Genomic DNA, 3290 nt, shown 5'->3' on the forward strand with positions numbered 1-3290 from the left:
CCGTCCGCGCGGTCGCCGGCGGTGCTCGGTCCGCCCAGCGGAGCGACGACGGGACCACGGGCGAGCAGGCGGGCCGGGCGGCACGCGCCTTCGCGAGCCCGCGGCTCAGCCAGGGCGAGGAGCAGGCCCTCCGCCTCTACGTGACGGGCCGGTCGACCCTCGCCGTGGCCGCGGCGATGAACGTGCAGTACGAGACGGCGAAGACGTACCTCCGCCGCGTCCGCGCGAAGTACCGCCTCGTCGGGAGGATCGCGGGCCGGCGGTCCGAGCTGATCGATCGGGCCGCCGAGGACGGCTACCTTCGGTAGATGGCCAAGCTCTACTTCCGTTTCGGCGCGATGAACAGCGGCAAGAGCACCTCGATGCTCCAGGCCGCCTACAACTACGAGGAGCGCGGGCAGCACGTGCTGCTCACGAAGCCCGTGATCGACACCAAGGGCGACCGCGACATCGTGTCCCGCCTCGGCGTGCGTCGCCCGGTGGACTTCCTGCTCGAACCGGACGCGGACGTCTGGCAGGAGTTCGGGATCCACCGCGAGCGCGTGCTGCAGGAGAAGGGCGGGCCCACCGCATGCCTCCTCGTCGACGAGGCGCAGTTCCTCCGGGAGTCGCAGGTCGACGACCTGCTGCGCATCGCGATCCTGCAGGACGTGCCCGTCATCGCCTACGGGATCCGGACCGACTTCCAGACCGTGGCGTTCCCGGGGAGCCGGCGGCTGCTGGAGATCGCGCACAGCCTCGAGGAGATGAAGACCATCTGCCGGTGCGGGCGCAAGGCCGTGTTCAACGCGCGCCAGGTCGGCGAGCGGTTCATCTTCGCGGGCGACCAGGTCGCGATCGACGGCGAGGACGTCACGTACATGTCGCTCTGCGGCGCCTGCTACCTCGCCGAGAGCGGGGGAGTGCTCACGAGCGGCCGGCCCGTCGAGGCGAGCGCGTCGGCCTTCGGCTACCCCGCCGGTCCCGACGCCGACTTCGCCTGATCCCGCCGGGTCGAGCGGAGGGACGCGCCGCGTCAGTCGCGCAGGTACCGGAGCGCGCAGGCGGTGAGCACCCCCGTGATCAGCAGGGTGGCGAGCGGCATGAGGGCGACGCAGGCGTCGAGCATGGGGTCCGGACCTTCTCGTCGGGTGAGCGGGCGGGCGGTGCGCGATGGGGTGAGGTGGGTGGTCTGACCCCACCACGACGGTAGCCCGCCCATCCGACCGGAACCCTGCCCCAGATGCTGGGGCGTCATCCGCGAGGCGCCATTCCGCGGTCCGGGGAACAGGAGCGGTGCCGCGGCTGTGGGAGCATGGGCGAGGGCGTCGCTGGGGGGCGCTCCATCGACGAGGGGGATCGCCTGTGGAACTGCGTGAATACATCCGGATCCTGCGACGATCGTGGGTGCTCATCCTGCTGGTCCTCCTGCTCGGCGTGGGGGCCGCCGCCGGCTACTCGCTCGTGCAGACGCCCGAGTACCAGGCGTCGTCGAAGGTGTTCGTCTCGACCCAGTCGGCCGGCACCGTGCAGGACCTGAGCCAGGGCAGCACGTTCACGCAGCAGGCGGTCAAGAGCTACGCCGACGTGGTGGCGACTCCCGTGGTGCTCGAGCCGGTCATCGCCCAGCTGGGCCTCGACGCGACCGCGGAGTCGCTGGCGCCCAAGGTCACCGCGAGCGCGGCGGCCGACACCGTCATCATCCAGATCTCCGTCGAGGACGAGCAGGCCGAGCAGGCCGCCACCATCGCGAACGCCGTGGCGCGGAGCTTCACCGACGTCGTCGCCGAGCTGACGCCGCTCGACGCGAACGGCCAGCCGCAGGTGAAGATCACGACCCTGCAGGAGGCGCGGATCCCAGCATCGCCCGTGTCTCCGAGGGTCCCGCTGAACCTGGCTCTGGGCGGCCTCATCGGGCTCGCCCTCGGGGTCGCGGCTGCCGTGCTGCGCTCCACGCTCGACACGCGCATCCGCGGGGAGCGCGACCTGCGCCTCGTCACGCACGCGCCCATCCTCGGCGGCATCGCGTTCGACCCGAAGGCCAAGGAGCGCCCGCTCATCGTGCAGTCGGATCCGCGCAGCCCGCGCGCCGAGTCCTTCCGCAGCCTCCGCACGAACCTGCAGTTCCTCGACTTCGGGGGCCGCGCGCGCAGCTTCGTCATCACGAGCGCGGTGGAGTCGGAGGGCAAGTCCACCACCAGCGCCAACCTCGCCATCGCGCTGAGCGACGCGGGCGCCCGGGTCGCCGTCATCGACGCCGACCTGCGCCGGCCCAAGCTCGCGTCCTACCTCGGGCTCGAGGGCGCCGTCGGGCTCACCGACGTGCTCATCGGCCGCGCGGAGCTGAAGGACGTGCTGCAGCCGTGGGGCAACCGGAACATGTTCGTGCTGCCGGCCGGTCAGATCCCGCCGAACCCGAGCGAGCTGCTCGGCTCGCGCACCATGGTCACGCTCCTCAAGGAGCTCGAGGCGGAGTTCGACACCGTGCTCATCGACGCGCCGCCCCTCCTCCCCGTCACAGACAGCGCCGTGCTGTCGAAGAGCGCGGGCGGGGCGATCCTCGTCGTCTCGTCCGGGCGCGCGCACCGCGGCCAGGTCCACGCGGCCATCGAGTCGCTGAACAGCGTCGGCGCGGAGGTCCTCGGCGTGGTGCTGACCATGCTGCCGACCAAGGGCCCGGACGCGTACGGGTACGGCCAGTACGGCTACTCGTACGTGCGGCCGGACACCGCGGACACCCCCAGCCCCGCCGCGTCCTGACCCGTCGCCGACCCGTGTCGTCCCGGCGGCCCCCGCGGGGGCCTGTACGATCCGGGTGACACCACCGCTCGACCCCGCATCTCCCGATGCGCGGACCGACGGCCCGTGCTCCAGCGGAGGAGCGGGTCCCGGCTCGTCGTCGGGGCGCGGACCGGATCCGGCCGCCCGCGAGGGAGGGCCGCCCGCGATCCGCTCGATGCCCGCCACACCGGGAGACACCATGTCGGCTCACGCCGAGGCGCCACCGCGCCGCCTGCCAGGATGCACCTCCGTCCGCCGCGCCCCTCGATCCGCGGGAGCCGCGCGTGGCTAGGTCGACGCCCGACGGCCGCAAGCCGATGGCCGTCACGGGCCGTCCCGCGCGCCGACGCCCGTCGCTCGGACGGATCATCCCCGGTGTCGGCGTGACAGCCGTGGTGGCGTTCCTCGTCATCGACCTGATCCTCGTCTCCGCCGCCGTGACCCGCACCGAGGGCGGCTCGGCGGACCAGGGGACCGCCGCGCCCGCGCCGTCCGCCTCCAGCACCGACGCCGCCGCGGAGCCGACGCCC

3 protein-coding genes and 1 pseudogene are annotated in these 3290 nt (G+C 72.9%); all 4 read left to right on the forward strand.

Features of this window, described 5'->3' with window-relative positions; translation table 11 throughout:
- On the forward strand, window positions 1-308 hold a 308-nt coding region (locus DZG00_RS13795; RefSeq protein WP_147360015.1), incomplete at its 5' end, for a helix-turn-helix domain-containing protein.
- A complete protein-coding gene (locus DZG00_RS13800) occupies window positions 309-983 on the forward strand; it encodes a thymidine kinase (protein WP_043584435.1) in 675 nt (224 codons plus the stop codon).
- 361 nt (window positions 984-1344) lie between these two features.
- A complete protein-coding gene (locus tag DZG00_RS13805) occupies window positions 1345-2739 on the forward strand; it encodes a tyrosine-protein kinase domain-containing protein (RefSeq protein ID WP_119381149.1) in 1395 nt (464 codons plus the stop codon).
- A 305-nt stretch (window positions 2740-3044) separates the two neighbouring features.
- A pseudogene (locus tag DZG00_RS13810) lies at window positions 3045-3290 on the forward strand (hypothetical protein); the annotation flags it as partial.

The sequence above is a fragment of the Clavibacter lycopersici genome (assembly GCF_003576405.1).
Taxonomy (GTDB): domain Bacteria; phylum Actinomycetota; class Actinomycetes; order Actinomycetales; family Microbacteriaceae; genus Clavibacter; species Clavibacter lycopersici.